Source organism: Saccharopolyspora halophila (assembly GCF_039531955.1).
Classification (GTDB): domain Bacteria; phylum Actinomycetota; class Actinomycetes; order Mycobacteriales; family Pseudonocardiaceae; genus Saccharopolyspora; species Saccharopolyspora halophila.
The window spans coordinates 76843-94602 of record NZ_BAAARA010000015.1; the positions used below are offsets into that span (position 1 = coordinate 76843).

The window sequence follows — 17760 nt, forward strand, 5'->3', positions numbered from 1 at the left end:
GCGTCGTGCACGAGTCTCGGTCGCTCAGATCGTTCCGGTGTGCGGTAGCCGCGCGCGGTGCGGGACTCGGCCCGCACCACCGCGCGCATCACGAACTCCTGCTCAGCGCGCCAGCGCCAGCCAGTCCGCGTAGAACAGACCGACACCGAACATGCAGGAGATCCCGGCCAGCACCCAGAACCGGATGATGACCGTGGTTTCGGCCCACCCGGCCAGCTCGAAGTGGTGGTGGAACGGCGCCATCCGGAACAGCCTGCGCCGGGTGGTCCGGAAGACCACGATCTGCATGACCACCGACAGCGCCTCGACCACGAACACGCCACCGATGATGACCATCAGCAGCTCGGTGCGGGTCACCATGGACAGCCCGGCCAGCAGACCGCCGAGGGCCAGCGAACCGGTATCGCCCATGAAGATCTTGGCGGGCGCGGCGTTCCACCACAGGAACCCGACGCAGGCGGCCATCGCGGCCGCCGCGACCACGGCTATGTCCAGCGGGTCGCGAACCGTGTAGCAACCCGGCGCCGGTCCGGACTGGGCGAAGCAGTCGTTGCGCAGCTGCCAGAACGAGACGAGCACGTAGGTGGCCAGCACCATGGCACCGGTACCGGCCGCGAGGCCGTCCATGCCATCGGTGAAGTTGACCGCGTTGGACCACCCGGAGATCGCCACGTAGGCGAAGATCACGAAGCCGACCGCGCCGAACGAGATCACCGTGATGTCCCGAAGGAACGACAGATCCACCGAGGCGGGCCGCACGCCGTTCTCGTCCGGGAACTGAATGGCCAGGATCGCGAACAGCACCGAGGCGACCAGCTGACCGACCAGCTTGGCGGTCTTGTTCAACCCCAGGTTGCGCTGCTTGCGGATCTTGATGAAGTCGTCGAGGAAGCCGACGATGCCGAGCGCCGTGGTCAAGCCCAGCACCAGCAACCCGGTGATGGTGGGCGTGTCGCCCAGCACCAGATGGGTGACCAGGTAGCCGACCCACATGGCCACCAGGATGGCCATACCGCCCATGGTCGGGGTACCGCGCTTGGCCGAGTGCGTCCCCTGGACCTCTTCGCGGATCTCCTGGCCGAAGCCCTGCTTGGAGAACAGGCGGATCAGGTAAGGCGTGAAGAGGATCGAGACGACGAGGGCCACCGCGGCGGCGATCAGAATCGGTTTCACGTCAGCCCTCGCCCTCGTTCAGCAGAGCTTCCGCGACCCGCCACAGTCCGGCGGAGTTGGACGCCTTGGTCAACACCACGTCACCGGGACGCAGCTGCTCGCGCAACAGCGCGACGGCCGCATCGATGTCCGGCACCAGAACCGACTCCTCTCCCCACGACCCTTCCAGCGATGCCGCTTGGTGCATCACCCGGGCCCCATCGCCGACCACCACGAGGTGGTCGATGTTCAGCCGGACGGCGAGCCGCCCGATCTCGTCATGCGCCTCGGTATCGGCCTCGCCGAGCTCGGCCATCGGGCCGAGCACCGCCCACGCCCGGGCCGGCTTGCCCCGGGTCATCGCGGCCAGCGTCTTGAGCGCGGCGCGCACCGATTCCGGATTGGCGTTGTAGGCGTCGTTGACCACGGTGACGCCGTCGGAGGTCTCGGCGACCTCCATGCGCTTGCCCGACATCCGCTGCACCGCGCCGAGGCGCTCGGCGACCCCGGTCAGGCTCGCGCCGAGCTCGAGGGCCACCGCGGCTGCCGAGAGCGCGTTGCCGATGTGGTGCTCGCCGAACAGCGGCAGCGTCACCCGCTGCTTGCCCTCGCCGGTGGCCAGCGTGAAGGTGGGCCGCGCGAGGTCGTCGACCTCGATGTCCTCGGCGCGCACGTGCGCGCTCGGGGACTCCCCGACGAACACCACGCGCGCCCGGGTGCGCTCGGCCATCGCCGCGACCAGCGGGTCGTCGGCGTTGAGCACCGCGACACCGTCGGCGGCCAGCGCCTCGACCAGCTCGCCCTTGGCGGTCGCGACCGCCTCCTGGGAGCCGAACTCGCCGAGATGCGCGTGGCCGACGTTGAGCACCACGCCGATCTTCGGTGGCGCGACCTCGCAGAGCGCGGCGATGTGCCCGGTGCCGCGCGCGGACAGCTCCAGCACCAGGTGCCGGGTGTCCTCGTCGGCGCGCAGCACGGTCCAGGGGTGCCCGAGCTCGTTGTTGAACGAGCCCGGTGGCGCGACCGTCGGCCCCATCGGGGTCAGCAGCTGCGCGATCAGGTCCTTGGTGGACGTCTTGCCGGACGAGCCGGTCACCCCGACCGTCCGCAACCGCGGCAACCGGTCGACCACGTGGCGGGCCAGCTTGGCCATGCCCGCCAGCACCGCGGCCCCGGAGCCGTCGTGGTCGCCCGCCAGGGCCATGGCGTTGGAGTGCTCCGCCGTGACCGGTGGCACCAGCACCGCCGGTGCGTCCACCTCGCGAGCCGCGAGCACACCGGTGGCCCCGTCGGCCACCGCGCCCGCGGCGAACTCGTGCCCGTCGACGCGCTCTCCCGGAACGGCCACGAAAAGCCCACCGTTCTCGACCTTGCGGGAGTCGAACTCGACTCCCGCACTGACGATTTCCGAGCCTTCCGCACGGTGAAGCCTGCCGTCCACCGCCTGTGCGATGTCAGCGAGGCTGAGCCGGATCAACCTGCCTCCTCGGTTCTCCGCGGGACACCCGCTGTTGGTCGGCTCCGCTGAGCAATGATCACCGAAATCATCGCTCACGGCCGCGACAGCGGCGCCCCACCCCCGACGATCATCGGTTCACTCACTTCGGCCAAGCCTATGGCGCAGCGCGGCGGCCAGCTCTTCCCGGTCCGAGAAGGGGTGCACCACGCCCGCCACCTCCTGGCCCGTCTCGTGGCCCTTGCCCGCCACGACGACGATGTCGCCGGGATCGGCGGCCTCGACCGCCGCGGCGATGGCCTCCCGCCGGTCACCGATCTCGCGCGTCGCACCGCACTCGCCCTCGGGCACCTCGTGGGCGCCCGCCAGCATCGCCGCCCGGATCTCGGCCGGGTCCTCGCTGCGCGGGTTGTCGTCGGTGACGATGAGCAGATCGCTGCGGCGCGCCGCAGAATCGCCCATCAGCGGACGCTTGGCGGTGTCCCGGTCCCCTCCGCACCCGAGGACGACGATCACCTTGCCGTCGACCTGCGCGCGGGCGGCGTCCAGCACCGCCGAGACCGCACCGGGCTTGTGCGAGTAGTCCACCACGGCGGTGAAGTCCTGACCGAGGGCGACACGCTCCATCCGCCCGGGCACGTCCACTTCGGCCAGTCCGCGCTCGATCGCCCACAGCGGCACCTCGGCGGCGTGCAGCATCCCGATCGCCAGCAGTGCGTTGGCCACGTTGAACGGGCCGGGCAGGCGCAGCCGGATGTTCATCTCGATACCGCCCGGGCCGTGCGCGGTGAAGGTCTGCTCGCCGGTGGCGTAGGCCTGCACACCGGTGGCCGTCCAGGACGCGTCACCGCTCTCGGCGGAGACGGTGATGACCCCGTCCTTGGCGGCCAGCCGCCCGCCCCACTCGGTGTCCACGCAGACCACCTCGCGCTCGGCGCGGCCGTCGAACAGCAGCGCCTTGGCCTGGAAGTAGTCCTCCAGGTCGCGGTGGAAGTCCAGGTGGTCCTGGGAGAGGTTGGTGAAACCGCCGACGGCGAACTTCGTCCCCGACACCCGGCTCATGGCGAGCGCGTGGCTCGAGACCTCCATCGGCACGTAGGCCACCCGCTGCTCGGCCATCACGGCCAGCAGCGCCTGCAGATCGGGCGCTTCCGGCGTGGTGAAGGCGCTGTCCAGGCGCTCACCGGAGATGCGGGTCTCGACGGTGCCGATCAGCCCGGTGCCGTAGCCGGCCACGCGCAACGCCGACTCCAGCAGGTAGCTGGTGGTGGTCTTGCCGGAGGTACCGGTCACGCCCAGCAGCTTCAGCCTGCTCGACGGGTCCCCGTAGATCAACGCGGCGGCCGAGCCCAGCACGGCGCGCGGATCGGGGTGCTCGAGCAGCGCGACCCGGCCCTCGAGCACACCGGGGTGCTCGGCCAGGCCCGCGCGATCGATGCCCTCGGCGTTGGTCAGCACCGCGCTCGCACCGGCCGCCAGCGCCTGCTCGGCGAAGTCGGCACCGTGCACGCGGGTACCCGGCAGGGCGGCGAAGACGTCTCCGGTGCGCACGTGCTGGGCGCGCAGCGTCGCCCCGGTCACCGCTACTTCCGCGGCAGGGCAACCGGGAACGCGCACGACGCGCGCACCGATCTCATCGGCGAGTTTCTTGATCTCCACCGGCTCGACGTGCGAAGGACGAGGCGGGGCAGTCGCGACTGCGGAAGGCACGCGCCGAGGCTACCTGCACCACTTCTGTCCGCATCTCCATGGTCGAGCCACCCACCACCGCGCGTCACCCGCCCGCGACGTCCCGCCCGCGCTCGCCGGATCACCGTCCCGGCTCGGTATCGGCGACGCAGCCCCCGGGCGCTCGCCGGCGAGCCATCCGGCGGGAGGTCCAGACTCCGAGGGCCGGAGCGACGACCAGCAATACGACCAGAACCGCGATGAGGAACCCGACGCCCACTTCCTTGGGCGGGTCCTTCAGGTTCGACTCGACGGCCGACACCTGCCACCAATACAACGAGCCGTACAGAGCCCAATACAACAACGCCCCGAGCACGGGCGCTGCGATCAGCCCGACCACGACTACCCATTTCCCCAGGTGGAACCGGAGATACGCAAAAATCGCCAACTCCGCCAGGAGAGCTGCCGACCACATGGCGCATCCGATCGCAGAACTCGCGAGCGAACCGTACTGCACCACGCCCGTCCGCATCCCCAGGTAGATCCCGCCGTGCAACAGCACCAGGAGGGAAGCCACAGCGAGCTGAATCCTGAACGACCGAACCCGCTGCTGCCGAGAAATCTCGTTCATTCCGAGGTCCGGTCTTCCGAATCCAACACTTCCCCACCACCGCGTGACCACCGCTCGCAATTCACGACCGGCCGATGGCGCAATACCTCGTGAGCACCGAGCGCGGCATATGCCACGACCACGAGCGGCAGAATCCGGGGAAGCAGATCCGCCACGCCGCGGACATGTCCGGCCACCACGAGAACGACCCACGCACCCATCGAGAGCGCGGCCAGAAGAATCAGAAGAACCTGGAGCCTGGTGCGCTCCGGATCCCGCGAAGCAAACACGCGCCACCCCTATCCCACGTGGCCTGTAGACCGGCTCCGGCGCGCACGGTATACGCCATCTGCTCCCCGCGGCCGATCTGAGAGACACGTCACCGCCGAGGCCGCCGTCGGCGCGGCTCACCCCCGTGGCGAAAAGCCGTCAGCGGCTGGGCCGTTCGGGCAATCTTCGTGGATTCGGGCGATATGCCCCGATAGCGTCTCGGCCGTCAATGATTTTTGCGACATCGGAGGATGCTGTGAATCAGTACCGACTCGCTCGATTCATCGGAGCGGCGGGCGTGGCCGCCGCCCTCGCGTTCGCACCGCTGGCCGCTCCCACCGCCATCGCCGATCAACCCGCACCGGACAACATCGCGGTCCAGCTCGCACCCGCCGACGGCACCCCGCAGGGCGCCATCGACTGGTTCGTAGCCAACACAGGAGCCACCTCGCACGAGGGCTTATGCGAGATGGCCGTGGAGAACGCCTACGGCACCACCGGCGTCTGGCCCTCGGCGATCTCGCACTGGAACGGCGCGGTGGCCGCGGGCAAGGCGCACACCGACGGCTCGCTGCCGCCGAAGGGCGCGTTCGTGTACTGGAACATCTCGCAGTACGGGCACGTCGGCATCGCCGACGGCAACGGCGGCTTCTACTCGACCAGCGTCGGCGGCGCGATCGGCCACGCCTCCACCGTCCACCACTTCGCCAACTACCTCGGCTGGAGCGACCCGCAGGTCCCCGCTGGAGGCTGACCGCGCGAACGAGCGGGCCCGGGACGCGCGTGCGCCCCGGGCCCGCTCGCGAGCGCCTGCCCGCGGGTCAGTGACCGTCGCGAGGAACGTAGCGACCCGACTTGCCGACCAGGAAGTCCAAGTCGGCTCCGTCCGAAGCCTGCATGACGTGCTCGATGTACATGCGCGGCCAGCCCCGGTCGTAGGGGTTCTCCGGTTCCTTCCACTCGGCCCGGCGGCGCTCGAACTCCTCGTCGGGGATCTCCAGGTCCAGGCGCCGCTCGACCACGTCGAGGCTGACCACGTCGCCGGTGCGGACGAAGGCCAGCGGCCCGCCCGCGGCGGCTTCCGGGGTGACGTGCAGGACGACCGTGCCGTAGGCGGTCCCGCTCATCCGGCCGTCGGAGATGCGGACGATGTCGTCGAAGCCCGCGTCCTGCACCTTCTTCGGAACGGGGACGTTTGCGACCTCGGGCATGCCCGGGTAGCCCTTCGGGCCCGCGTTGCGCACGATCAGCACCGTGTTCTCGTCGACGTCGAGGTCGTCGTCCTTGCACACCGCGTAGTACTCGTCGACGTCCTCGAAGACCATCGCCGGGCCGCGGTGCTTGAGCAGCCGCGGGGAGGCCGCCGACTGCTTGACCACCGCACCGCCCGGGGCGAGCGAACCGCGCAGCACTGCCGTTCCCGTGCCGACCGGCTGGAACGGCTCGGCGATCGGGGTGATCACCTCGGGGTTGGCGATCTCGGCATCGGCGATGTTCTCCCCCATCGTCCGGCCGCTCACCGTGATCGACTCGCGGTCGACGAGCCCGCCCAGCTCCTTGAGCACCGCGGGCAGGCCGCCCGCGTAGCAGAAGTCCTCCATCAGGAACTTGCCGCTGGGCTGCAGGTTCACCAGAGTCGGCACGTCGCGGCTGTCCAGGTCGAAGTCGTCGACGGTCAGCTCCACCCCGACCCGCTTGGCGATGGCGACCAGGTGGACGACCGCGTTGGTCGAACCGCCGATCGCGGCGTTGGCGCGGATGGCGTTGCGGAAGGCCTCGCGAGTGAGGATGTCCGAGGGCTTCTGGTCCTCGGCGACCATGTCCACGATGCGCTTGCCGGTGTCCTGCGCGGTGGCGAAGCGGCGCGCGTCCACGGCGGGCCAGGACGCCGCGTAGGGCATCTGCATGCCCAGCGCTTCCACGATGCAGGCCATGGTCGACGCCGTGCCCATGGTCATGCAGTGCCCGTTGGAGCGCGACATGCACTTCTCGATGAAGTAGCACTCCTCCTGGTCGATCCGGCCAGCGACCAGATCGGCCTCGGCCTGCCACACCGCCGTGCCGGACCCGACCTCGGAGCCGCGGTACTTGCCGTTGAGCATCGGCCCACCGGTGATCATGGCGGTGGGCAGATCGACGCTGGAGGCCGCCATCAGCAGCCCGGGAGTCGTCTTGTCGCAACCCGAGAGCAGCACCAGACCGTCCAGCGGGTTGGCGCGAATGGTCTCCTCGGCCTGCATCGCCAGCAGGTTCCGGTACAGCATGGCCGTCGGGCGCATCAGAGTCTCGCCGAGCGCCATGTTCGGGAACTCCAGCGGGAAACCGCCCGCCTGCCACACCCCGCGCTTGACCGACTCGGCGATCTGCTGCTGGTGGGCGTTGCACGGCGCCAGCTCGGACCAGGTGGTCCCGATGCCGATGACCGGTCGCCCATCGAACACCTCATCGCTGTAGCCCTGGTTCCTGACCCAGGACCGGGCGGTCATGCCCGCCCGCCCTTCGGCTCCGAACCAGTTGGCGCTGCGCCGCGACGGCGTACTCATGCGTCCTCCCGTACTTCGCGAACTCCGGTGGCGTCGCCGGATGAATGCGACGTAACCAGCTTCACATCCGGATCGCAATAGCCCATCCGGAATTTCGAACGGGGGTTGTCATGTCGAACGCCGAGCCCGGAGGGCCTTGACACACCGCGTCCAGACCCAAACCTATGGGAGACATCACACGAATCACCCGCACCGCACGCCCACCCAGGGGCGGTGACAGTTTTGCCTAAAACTGTCCGGACATTTCGGGCACCGAGGGCCACAGTTCTAGGCAAAACTGTCACGGACCCCGCTCGGGTCCGGCCGCGTTGCGGGGCTCGTCCGGGGTGGTCGAGCGGGTGTTAGTTCGCCTGGAGGACCTGGAAAGGCGCTTCGTTCTTCGACAGCGGGATCTGGAAGCGCTGGGTCAGGTAGGCCGCCAGGTCGTGGAACAGCGGCGCCGCCGAGGTCGCCTGCTCGGACCCGTGCGGCTGGTCGAGCATCAGGCCCACCACGAAGCGCGGGTTGTCCGCCGGAACCATGCCGGCGAAGGTGATCCAGTACTTCTCGTTGCTGTAACCCTTGATCGCCGGGTCGTACTGCTGCGCGGTGCCCGTCTTGCCGGAGATCTGATACCCCTCCAGCGCGGCAGCCTTGCCGGTGCCGTCGTTGATGCTGCCCGGCCCGTCCTGGACCACCGCGCGCAGCATGTCCTTCACGGTGTCGGCCGTTTTCGGGCTGACCACGCGCACGCCCTTGGGATCCGGCGTGGGCACCCGAGTCCCGTCCGGCCGGATCGTGGCGTCGACGATCCGCGGTGGCTTCCGGACGCCGTCGTTGGCGATGGTCTGGTACATCCCGGCCATCTGCAGCACCGTCATCGAAAGCCCCTGTCCGATGGGCAGGTTCGCGAACGACGAGCCGGACCACTCCTTCGGTGGCGGCAGGCTGCCCGCGCTCTCCCCGGGCAGTCCGATACCGGTGGACTTGCCCAGGCCGAACTTGCTGGCCAGGTCGTACCACTTCTTCCCGCCGAGCTTCTGCGCGATCTCGATCGTGCCGACGTTGGAGGACTTGCCGAGCACGCCGGTGAAGGTCAGCGGGATCGTGCCGTGCGGCCAGGCGTCACCGACGGTGCGGTCGGCCACCTCGATCTTGCCCGGGACCTGCAGCACGTCCTCCGGCTTGACGACACCGTTCTCGATGGCGCCCGCTGCGGTGATCACCTTGTTCACCGAGCCCGGTTCGAAGGGCGTGGTCACCGCCGGATTCCCGATGTTGTTGTTCCACGGGCCGCGCGGATCGAACGTCTTGTCGTTGGCCAGCGCATAGACCTCACCGGTCTTGGCGTCGAGAACGACCGCGCTGGCGCTGCGCGCGTTGGCGCGTCGCGCGTAGTCGTTGAGCCCGCGCTGAACCATGAACTGCACGTCCGAGTCGATGGTCAGCTGCACGTCCGAGCCGGGCACCGCCGGCCTGAGCTCCCGTTCGGTGCCCGGGATGACCAGGCTCGAACCCATCGCCGTGTCGGAGAGCTTGACACCGTTGCGACCGCCCAGAGTCTTGTCCATGGCGGCCTCGAGGCCGATCTGCCCCTCGACCTTGCGGTCGTCCATCCGCCAGTTCGCCGCGCCGATGACGTTGGCGGCCAGGTTCCCGGCCGGATATTCCCGAGTCGCCCGGTATTCGGCACCGATCTGCGGGTACTTGTCGGTGATCTTCTTGGCCTTGGCCGGGTCGATCTCCGGACCGAAGTAGCTGAACTGGTCGTCGCTCATCAGGACGTCCAGGACCTGCTTCTCAGTGATCTTGCCCTGCAGCGTCCGGGCGATGAAGCGGGCGATCTCCTGCTTGTACTGCGTCGCCGTCGGCTCGGTCGGATCCTTGGCGTGCGCTTCCTCGAGCGTCTCGGTCATCCGCCGAGGTGTGGCGTAGAGCTGCTTGGCCTCGCTGGAGAAGGCGAGCACGTTCTCGTTGCGGTCCACGATGGAGCCGCGGTCGGCCGGTATCACGTCCTTGGTGATGCGCTGCTGCTCGGCCTTGGCCGAGAGCGTGTTCGCCTGCACGCCCTGCACCATCACGAGCTTGCCGCCCGCGAGCAGCAGGGCGATCACCATCAGCAACCGCCCGACCAACAGCCGCCGGCTGCTTCCGGCGACGTTGGTGCGGGCGGTGCGTCCCCGGGCGACCGGCCGACGCGGCATCAGCGACCCGCCGCCAGGTCCTGCTCCGCAGGCTGCTCCGCCTGCTGGTTCTGCTGGTCCTGATCCTGAGCCTGCTGGTCCCGGTTCTGCTCAGCGGACGCCTGGTCCTGCGCGGGCGGCTGGCCGTCCTGCGCACCCGCCTGCTGGTCGCCCTGCTGACCCTGCTGGCCGTCCGGCCCGTTCTGCTGCGCGGGCGGGGCCGGCGGCGCGGGCGGCGGTGGGGCGGTTGCCTTCTCCGGCTCGCCGATGAGCTTGACCGAACCGTCCGGCTGCGGCACCAGGTACGCGGGCCTCGGCGCCTTGACCATGCCGAGCTCCTGCTCGGCGCGCCGCTGCAGCGCCGGGGTCGAGCTCATCGAGCTGACCTCGCGCTGCAAACTCTCCTTGCGGTTGGTCAGGGCGTTGATCCTCGCCTCGCCCGCCTTGAGCTCGTAGCTGCCGCTCACCGCCGCGATGGACAGCCACAGCGTGGAGGCCAGACCGGTGGCCAGCACGACCATCACCACCACGACCAGCGGCAGCCGGGCCAGGCTGGAGACCTTCTCCTGCAGCTGCTGCCGGGTTCGCGAACGCGCCGCGACCGGGCGGCGCTCCTCGGCGTTCTGCCGGACCTGGCTGGGACGCCGGGCAGACTGGTCCCGGCGCTCGTCCCGCCGCGCGTAGGCGCGTTCGGCTGCGGCCGAACGCCCCCGGCGCTTCTCCGACTTCTTCGGTGCGGTCTTCAGCCCGCTGGCCTGCTTGGTGGGCTGCTTCGACGTGGACTTGGTGGGCTGCTTGGTCGCGGTGCGAGCGGTCTCGGCACGCTCCTCGGTCCGGGTGCGCGCGGCGGCCTTGCTCCGTGCCGGTGCTGTCATCTCGCCTCCTATCCCTGGCCACCGGGGCCGATCCGTTCGGCTGCGCGCAGCCGCACCGATGCCGCCCTGGGGTTGTTCTCGATCTCGGCGTCCGGGGCCTGCTCGGCGCCGCGGGTGAGCAGCCGGAACTCCGGCCCGTGCCCGGGTAGTTCGACGGGCAGGTCGAGCGGTGTGCGCGACTTCGACCGATCGGCGAGGGCGCGCTTGACCATCCGGTCCTCCAGCGAGTGGTAGGACTCGACCACGATCCGACCGCCCGAGGTCAACGAGCTCAGCGCCGCGGGAAGCGCCCGCTCCAGGACCTCCAGCTCGGCGTTGACCTCGATGCGCAGCGCCTGGAAGGTGCGCTTGGCCGGATGCCCACCGGTGCGCCTGCTCGCCGCGGGCACCGAATCGTAGAGCAACTGCACCAGTCGCGCGCTGTTGTCGAACGGCTCCTTCTTGCGCTCCCGGACGATCGCCGAGGCGATCTTGCTCGCGAACTTCTCCTCGCCGTAGACGCGCAGGATCCGCGTCAGCTCACCGGCCGAGTAGGTGTTGAGCACGTCGGCGGCGGTGGTCTCGGCGGTGGGATCCATCCGCATGTCCAGCGGCGCGTCCTGGGCGTAGGCGAATCCGCGCTCACCCTCGTCGAGCTGCAGCGAAGACACCCCGAGGTCGAACAGCGCACCGTCCACTGCGGACAGACCGAGCTCGTCGAAGACACGCTCCCACTCGTCGTAGACCGCGTGCACCAGGTGGATTCGGTCGGCGTAGGGCTCGAGCCGCCGTCCCGCCAGTTCCAGCGCGTTCGGATCCCGGTCCAGCCCGACCAGGGTCAGCCCGGGGTGCGCGGCGAGCATCGCCTCCGCGTGCCCGCCCATGCCCAGGGTCGCGTCGACGACCACGGCGCCATCCCTGGACAGCGCCGGATCGAGCAGTTCGAGAGTGCGTTCCAGCAGAACCGGGACGTGCTTGTCGCGGGCGGAACCGCCTCGCTCGTGCGGCGTTTCGGCCACAGCGGTCCCTCCCTCCCGCGTGCCAAAAGTCATGTCTGAATACACCGGCGGTCGGCGCGCGATTCGGCGCGCCGACCGTGGTTCCCCCCTCATCGCAACCGGATCCCGTCAGGTCCCCGCCCGCCCGTCGCTTCCTGGTACCGGGGAAGATGCACCAGGAGGCGAAAGCCGAGCGGACCGAGGCCTCACGAAACCCGGACCGCGAGCGCCGCTAGAAGACGCCGGGCAGCACCTCCTCCCGAGCCTGGGCGTAGCCCTCCTCGTTCTCCTCGAGGTAGCTCTGCCAACGGTCGGCCTGCCAGATCTCCAGCCGCGTCATCGCACCGACGACCACGCACTCCTTGTTCAGACCGGCATAACGGCGCAGTTCGGGCGCGATCGCGATCCGCCCCTGCCCGTCGGGCCGCTGCTCGTCGGTGCCGGCGAACAGGTACCGCTGATAGGCGCGGACCGCCTCGTTGGTGAACGGCGCCTCGGCGACCTTGCGCGCCATCTGCTCGAACTCGTCACGGGGGAAGACGTAGAGGCAGTGGTCCTGTCCTTTGGTGACCATCAGACCCCCCGCCAGTGCGTCCCGGAACTTCGCAGGCAGCGTCAAGCGCCCCTTGTCGTCCAGCTTCGGGTGGTGGGTGCCGAGAAACATCCCGGACCACCTCCCTCGGCCCGGGCCGCCGCTGCGGCCAACCCGGTCCACGCCCCGATCGCGATCGACTCCCGCTCTGCGACCGCGCGGGCCGCAGCTCCAAAAGCCGGCTCATCGACCGAGCCAGCGCTCCGCCGAAAGCCGACGATCAACCGATCCCACTCGCTTGATCAACAACTGCCGACACGAGCGGCAGGACCCCCGTTTGCCCCACCGCGGACCACACTACCCCACTTCCCCCCACCGTCAACACGAAACACCCCGGTTCCCCCGGCGGTGTTGCAGTCGTTTTCGCAGGTGGCGCGAGGTGGGGGCAAAGTGGGGCATTTCGGAGGGGCGCCCCCAGGCTCGCACGAGACCCGAAGCCGCTCCGGGTGCGAATCCGCCGGTCGGCGCACTTCTAGATCAACTGCACGGGTGAGCCGTTATGCTCGGCGATTGGCCACCCTGGTCCGGGGCGGGTACCCGTGGTGGGGTGTGGTGGGGCGAACGGGCTCGACCACCCGGCGACCACCGGTGCGGGTGTCCAGGCCGGGGACCCCGGTTTGGCACACTGCTCGTGCACGCCGACCGGATCCACCCGTGCGGCCGCGGGTGAATCGGACGGTCCCGGCTGCCGAGATAGGTGCCGGCTCGGATCACCGCTGTCGCCGAGGGAGATGCCCGCCCGAGCAGCAGCGGTTTCGTGACGGAGGTCAGCATGCGCGAGGACAGAGGCGAGCCGACCCGGCACGACCGCGACCGGCACATCCGGCCCGGCGACATCCTGGAGGTTGCGTGAATCCCCAGCTGACCGGTGCGGCGAGCACCGAACCCGGCACCGCGTCCTCCGCAGCACCACCCGCGATCGAACGGGTCCACGAGGCGATCACCCGCATCGCGGCCAACGTCGAGCAGGTCCTGGTCGGCAAGCCCGACGTCGTGCGCATCGCGCTGGTCACGCTGCTGTCCGAAGGCCACCTGCTGGTCGAGGACGTGCCGGGGGTCGGCAAGACCTCGCTGGCCAAGGCCCTTGCCCGGTCCATCGACTGCTCGGTCAGCCGGGTCCAGTTCACCCCGGACCTGCTGCCCAGCGACATCACCGGCGTGTCCGTCTACAACCGGCAGGCCGAGTCCTTCGAGTTCCGCCCCGGCCCGGTCTTCGCCAACGTGGTGGTCGGCGACGAGATCAACCGCGCCTCGCCCAAGACGCAGTCGGCGTTGCTGGAGTGCATGGAGGAGCACCAGGTCACCGTGGACGGCGACACCTACGAGCTGGGCTCGCCCTTCATGGTCATCGCCACCCAGAACCCGGCCGAGATGGAGGGCACCTACGCGCTGCCCGAGGCCCAGCGCGACCGGTTCACCGCGCGGGTCTCCATCGGCTACCCGGACCCGGCCGCCGAACTGGCGATGGTCGACGAGCACTCCGGTCACGACCCGCTGGCCGAGCTGAGCCCGGTCACCGACACCGCGGAGGTCCACGAACTGCTGCGCGCGGTGCGCGATGTGCACGTGTCCACCGAGCTGCGCCGCTACGCCATCGAGCTGGTCACCGCCACCCGAGGGCTTCCCGAGCTGCGGCTGGGCGCCTCGCCCCGCTCGACGCTGCAGCTGGTGCGCGCGGCGCGGGCGCAAGCCGCCCTGGCCGGCCGCGACTTCGTCACCCCGGACGACCTGCAGTCGGTCGCCGTGCCGGTGCTCGCGCACCGGCTGGTGCTGTCCGGCGAGGCCCGCGCGGCCCGCCGCTCGGGTGCCGATCTGGTGCAACAGCTGCTCAACCGCATCCCGGTGCCGCACGGGGACACCGACGGCGAACGAGCCTGACCGTGCTCTCCGGCTTGACCATCCGCGGGCGCTGCCTGCTGGCCGCCGGCGTGGCCGCCGGGATCTGCGCACTCGTGCTCGACGAGCGCGATCTGCTGCGCGTCTCGGCGTTCGTCATCGCGCTGCCGCTGCTGGCGCTGTTCCTCGCCGGACGCGTGCGCTTCGGCCTGCGCGGACGGCGGCGGGTGGATCCGCCGCGGGTCCCGGTCGGTTCACCGGCGCAGGTGGAGCTGCACCTCACCAACGGCAGGCTGCCGGTCGAGGGACTGATCTTGGAAGACGACACCCCGCACGCGCTGGGCAACCGCCCTCGGTTCCGGCTGAACGCGCTGCGCGGCAACGGCGCGCGGCTGGACTACACCGTCACGCCGTCGTTGCGCGGCATTCACCAGATCGGCCCGCTGCGCACCTGGATCGGTGACCCGTTCGGCCTGGCGCGCTACGAGCGCGAGCTGACCGACCGCTCACGACTGGTGGCGATTCCCAAGGTGTTCGAGCTGTCCGGGCTCCCACCGGGTTCCGGCCTGGGAACCGGCGAGAACGGCACCGCGAAGACGCGCGCCGGGCACGGCAACGACGACTCGATGGTGCGCGAGTACCGGCACGGCGACGACATCCGCCGAGTGCACTGGAAGTCCACCGCGCGGCGCGACGAGCTGATGGTGCGGGTGGAGGAGCGGCCGTGGCAGGGCGGGGTGACCGTGCTGCTGGATCGGCGCTCGGCCGCGCACCGCGGCGCCGGCGCGGACAACAGCGTGGAGTGGGCGATCTCGGCGGCGGCCAGCATCTGCCTGCACCTCGACAAGCACGGCCAGCAGGTCCGGCTGCTCACCGAGGACGGCTGGCCGCTGACCCGCGACGCCGAGACCTTCGACGACGGGCAGGACGACGCGGTTCTCGACTCCCTCGCCGCCGTGCGCCCCTCGCCGCAGCGCGATCTGTTCTGCAATCGCGACCCCGGGGAGGGCCACGAGCTGATCGCGGTGCTCGGCAAGATCACCACGGCGGGTGTCGCAGAGCTGACCAGGCTGCGGCCCCAGGAGTCGCACAGCCTCGCCATCCTGCTCGACGTGCCCGCGTGGGGCGCCGAGGGAAGCAGCCAGGACGTGCACGAGGCGGCCGGACAGCTGCGCGGCGCGGGCTGGGCGGTGGCCATCGCCGAAGGCCCGCGCACTCCCATCCCCGAGGTGTGGCGGCGGTTGTGCCACGAGGTACCGGCCAGGGAGGTGGCCCGGTGATCCGGCTCAACACGTCCGTGGTGGCCACCGTCGCCGCGGCCGTCGCGGTGCTGTGCTCGGCGAGCGCGTTCGCGGGCATCCTCGGTGATGCTCGATGGCTCCTTCCCGGTGCGCTGACGATCGCCGCGGTCGCCGGGGCGGGCGCGGTCGGCAGGCACTTCCGCCTGGGCCTGACGCTGACCGCGCTGGCTCAGCTGTGCGCGCTGCTGCTGGTGCTGACGTGGCTGTTCACCACCGGCGCGGTGTTCGGGCTGCTCCCCTCCCCGGCTTCGGTCGGGCAGCTGGTGGAGCTGCTCGGCGGCGCCCGGCAGGTGGTGCGCTCCGGAGTACCGCCCGTACCAGCCGATCTGCCGCTGCAGGCCATGCTGTGCCTCGGGCTCGGCGTGGTGGCCCTGCTGGTCGATCTGATCGCGGTGGGCGCGGGCAGTCCGGCGGTGACGGGTCTGGTGCTGCTGTGCGTCTACGCGATCCCGGCCTCGCTCGCCGAGCGGATGCTGCCCTGGTGGACCTTCGCGCTCGGCGCAGCGGGTTACGCGCTGCTGCTGGCCTCCAGCGGCGGGCACCGCCGGTGGCGGCGCCAGGAGAGCGCCGACCGGGTCGCGCACACCATGTTCGGCCGCACCAGCGCAGCGGTCGCGGGCACCGCAGGCGTGATCGCGGTGCTGGCGGGGTCGGTGTTCACCGGCGTCGGCACCGAGGGCCGGCTGCCCGGGTCGGTGCCGGACCAGTTCGGCGGCACCGACGGCATCGGGCTGCAGCCGTTCACCTCGCTGCGCGGGCAGCTCAACCGCGACCGCGTGGTGGAGCTGTTCCGGGTGCGCGGGCTGGATCAGGACACGTATCTGCGCGCGTTGACACTGCGCAGGTTCGACCCGAACCAGGGGTGGAAGATCGACGGTCTCACCCAGGGCGTGGACGCGGACAAGCCGTTGCCGCTGCCGCAGGGCACCACGATCGCCCGGGGAAAGCGGGACACCATCCACGTCCAGCCGATCGGATACCGGGATCCGTGGCTGCCGGTGTTCGGCGCCCCGCTGCAGGTCTTCGGGATGGGCAAGCAGTGGCGCTACGACCCGGCCGCCGGGATCGTGTTCACCCAGCAGAACCAGGAGAGCCGCCCCTACACGCAGCGGGTCCTGCTCCCCGACCCCTCGCCCGAGGAGCTGCGCAACGCGCGGGGGCCGATGCCGATCAGCACCGCCTACCTGGACACCACCGGCGTTCCCCCGGAGGTGGCCGATCTGGCTCGGCGGCTGACCGCGGGGCGGTCCAACGCGTTCGACAAGGCGGTGGAGATCAACAGGTTCTTCACCGACCCGGCCAACGGCTTCCAGTACACCCTGCGGACGGCTCCGAACACCGGCCGGGCAGCGCTGGTCGACTTCCTCTTCCACGGCAAGCGCGGGTTCTGCGAGCAGTACGCCTCGGCGATGGCCGTCCTGCTGCGCTCCGCGGGCATCCCCGCACGGGTCGCGGTCGGCTTCACCAGCGGCTACCAGGACGGCGACGAGCGGGTGATCACCACCGACGACGCGCACGCCTGGGTGGAGGCCTTCTTCCCGGGCTGGGGCTGGCAGCGATTCGACCCCACACCGCTGGGCGACGGCCGCACCTCGCTCCCCCAGTTCCTGGACAACAGCCTGCACCCGCCGCAGAGCCCGGCCCCCGGCCCGTCCGAGTCACCGGAGCCGACGACGCCGGGCACGCAGCCCGCTCCGGCCCCGGACGCGGGGCAGCAGGCCCAGGACCCGCCTCCGCCGCAGCAACGCCGCGAGGTCTCGACCCGCACCGACTGGACGACGCCGGTGCTGATCCTGGTGCTCGTGCTCGGTTGCGCCGCGCTGGGCACTCCGCTGGCCGCGCGGGAGCTGCGCCGCAGGCAGCGCACCGCGAGGATCGACTCCGGGGAACGCGGCGCCGCCGGAGCCGCGTGGGCCGAGCTCCTCGACGAGTTCCGCGATCGCGGTGCGATGCCGAACAGCACGACGACCGCTCGCCAGCTGGCCGAAAACCTCATCACCGAGCACGACCTGGACGCCGCGGGCGCAGAAGCCCTGCGCAGCTTGATCACCGCGGTCGAGCGCGAGTGGTACGCCCCGGTCGGCGCCGCCACCGGCGACGTGGCCGCGCCCTTCCGCGGGACGCGCGAGGCGCTGGCGCGGTCGGCCCCGCTGGACCTCCGGTCGCGCTTGATCCCCCGCTCGGCGACGCCCCCGTGGCGCCGCTGACCGCGCCGGCTCGACGCCGCTCGAACGCGAAGGCTCAACAACGGCCCAGCCGCGAAGCGCGGCCAACACCCGGCATGGCCGAGCGCTCGGGGGTTCACAGTTTTGCCTATA

The 17760-nt window shown here is 70.5% G+C and carries 14 protein-coding genes; 4 read left to right on the forward strand and 10 right to left on the reverse strand.

Translation table 11 applies throughout. From position 1 onward, the window contains the following. Positions 1-102: 102 nt before the first annotated feature. The 5 genes from mraY to ABD289_RS18810 form a co-directional block, all read right to left on the reverse strand. Positions 103-1173 carry a phospho-N-acetylmuramoyl-pentapeptide-transferase gene (gene mraY, locus ABD289_RS18790; protein WP_344134267.1) on the reverse strand — a complete coding sequence of 357 codons (1071 nt, stop codon included), beginning with the start codon at positions 1171-1173 and terminating at the stop codon, positions 103-105. Position 1174: 1 nt separating this feature from the next. Then, a complete protein-coding gene (locus ABD289_RS18795; protein ID WP_344134270.1) occupies positions 1175-2629 on the reverse strand; it encodes a UDP-N-acetylmuramoyl-tripeptide--D-alanyl-D-alanine ligase in 1455 nt (484 codons plus the stop codon). A 117-nt stretch (positions 2630-2746) separates the two neighbouring features. After that, the gene (locus ABD289_RS18800) at positions 2747-4318 is read right to left on the reverse strand and encodes a UDP-N-acetylmuramoyl-L-alanyl-D-glutamate--2,6-diaminopimelate ligase (RefSeq protein ID WP_344134275.1); all 1572 of its coding nucleotides are present in this window, start codon (positions 4316-4318) and stop codon (positions 2747-2749) included. A 100-nt stretch (positions 4319-4418) separates the two neighbouring features. Beyond that, positions 4419-4853, reverse strand: coding sequence for a hypothetical protein (locus ABD289_RS18805; protein ID WP_344134278.1), 435 nt, complete (start codon positions 4851-4853; stop codon positions 4419-4421). 50 nt (positions 4854-4903) lie between these two features. Next, complete coding sequence (locus tag ABD289_RS18810; RefSeq protein WP_344134281.1) at positions 4904-5176, reverse strand: hypothetical protein; 273 nt, start codon at positions 5174-5176, stop codon at positions 4904-4906. 236 nt (positions 5177-5412) lie between these two features. Between ABD289_RS18810 and ABD289_RS18815 the strand changes: the two genes are divergently transcribed. Then, positions 5413-5910 (forward strand): CHAP domain-containing protein, encoded by a 498-nt coding sequence (locus ABD289_RS18815; protein WP_344134284.1) that lies wholly within the window; start codon positions 5413-5415, stop codon positions 5908-5910. A 67-nt stretch (positions 5911-5977) separates the two neighbouring features. Here the strand turns inward: ABD289_RS18815 and ABD289_RS18820 are convergent, their stop codons facing one another. The 5 genes from ABD289_RS18820 to mraZ form a co-directional block, all read right to left on the reverse strand. Further along, positions 5978-7699, reverse strand: a complete 1722-nt coding sequence (locus tag ABD289_RS18820) for an IlvD/Edd family dehydratase (RefSeq protein ID WP_344134287.1) — start codon at positions 7697-7699, stop codon at positions 5978-5980. A gap of 341 nt (positions 7700-8040) precedes the next feature. After that, the gene (locus ABD289_RS18825; protein ID WP_344134291.1) at positions 8041-9882 is read right to left on the reverse strand and encodes a peptidoglycan D,D-transpeptidase FtsI family protein; all 1842 of its coding nucleotides are present in this window, start codon (positions 9880-9882) and stop codon (positions 8041-8043) included. Then, positions 9882-10736, reverse strand: a complete 855-nt coding sequence (ftsL, locus tag ABD289_RS18830; protein WP_344134294.1) for a cell division protein FtsL — start codon at positions 10734-10736, stop codon at positions 9882-9884. The genes ABD289_RS18825 and ftsL overlap by 1 nt, the downstream gene beginning before the upstream one ends. Before the next feature lie 8 nt (positions 10737-10744). Then, the gene (gene rsmH, locus ABD289_RS18835) at positions 10745-11734 is read right to left on the reverse strand and encodes a 16S rRNA (cytosine(1402)-N(4))-methyltransferase RsmH (RefSeq protein ID WP_344134297.1); all 990 of its coding nucleotides are present in this window, start codon (positions 11732-11734) and stop codon (positions 10745-10747) included. Positions 11735-11945: 211 nt separating this feature from the next. Beyond that, entirely contained in the window at positions 11946-12377 is a 432-nt protein-coding gene (gene mraZ, locus ABD289_RS18840; RefSeq protein WP_344134300.1) for a division/cell wall cluster transcriptional repressor MraZ, read from the reverse strand. Positions 12378-13154: 777 nt separating this feature from the next. Between mraZ and ABD289_RS18845 the strand changes: the two genes are divergently transcribed. From ABD289_RS18845 to ABD289_RS18855, 3 genes are read left to right on the forward strand one after another with little or no spacing between them, the layout of a single operon-like run. Beyond that, positions 13155-14183 carry an AAA family ATPase gene (locus ABD289_RS18845; RefSeq protein WP_425564731.1) on the forward strand — a complete coding sequence of 343 codons (1029 nt, stop codon included), beginning with the start codon at positions 13155-13157 and terminating at the stop codon, positions 14181-14183. A 2-nt stretch (positions 14184-14185) separates the two neighbouring features. After that, a complete protein-coding gene (locus tag ABD289_RS18850) occupies positions 14186-15421 on the forward strand; it encodes a DUF58 domain-containing protein (protein WP_344134305.1) in 1236 nt (411 codons plus the stop codon). Next, a complete protein-coding gene (locus tag ABD289_RS18855; protein WP_344134308.1) occupies positions 15418-17649 on the forward strand; it encodes a transglutaminase TgpA family protein in 2232 nt (743 codons plus the stop codon). Before ABD289_RS18850 ends, ABD289_RS18855 begins: the two co-directional genes overlap by 4 nt. Positions 17650-17760: the final 111 nt, after the last annotated feature.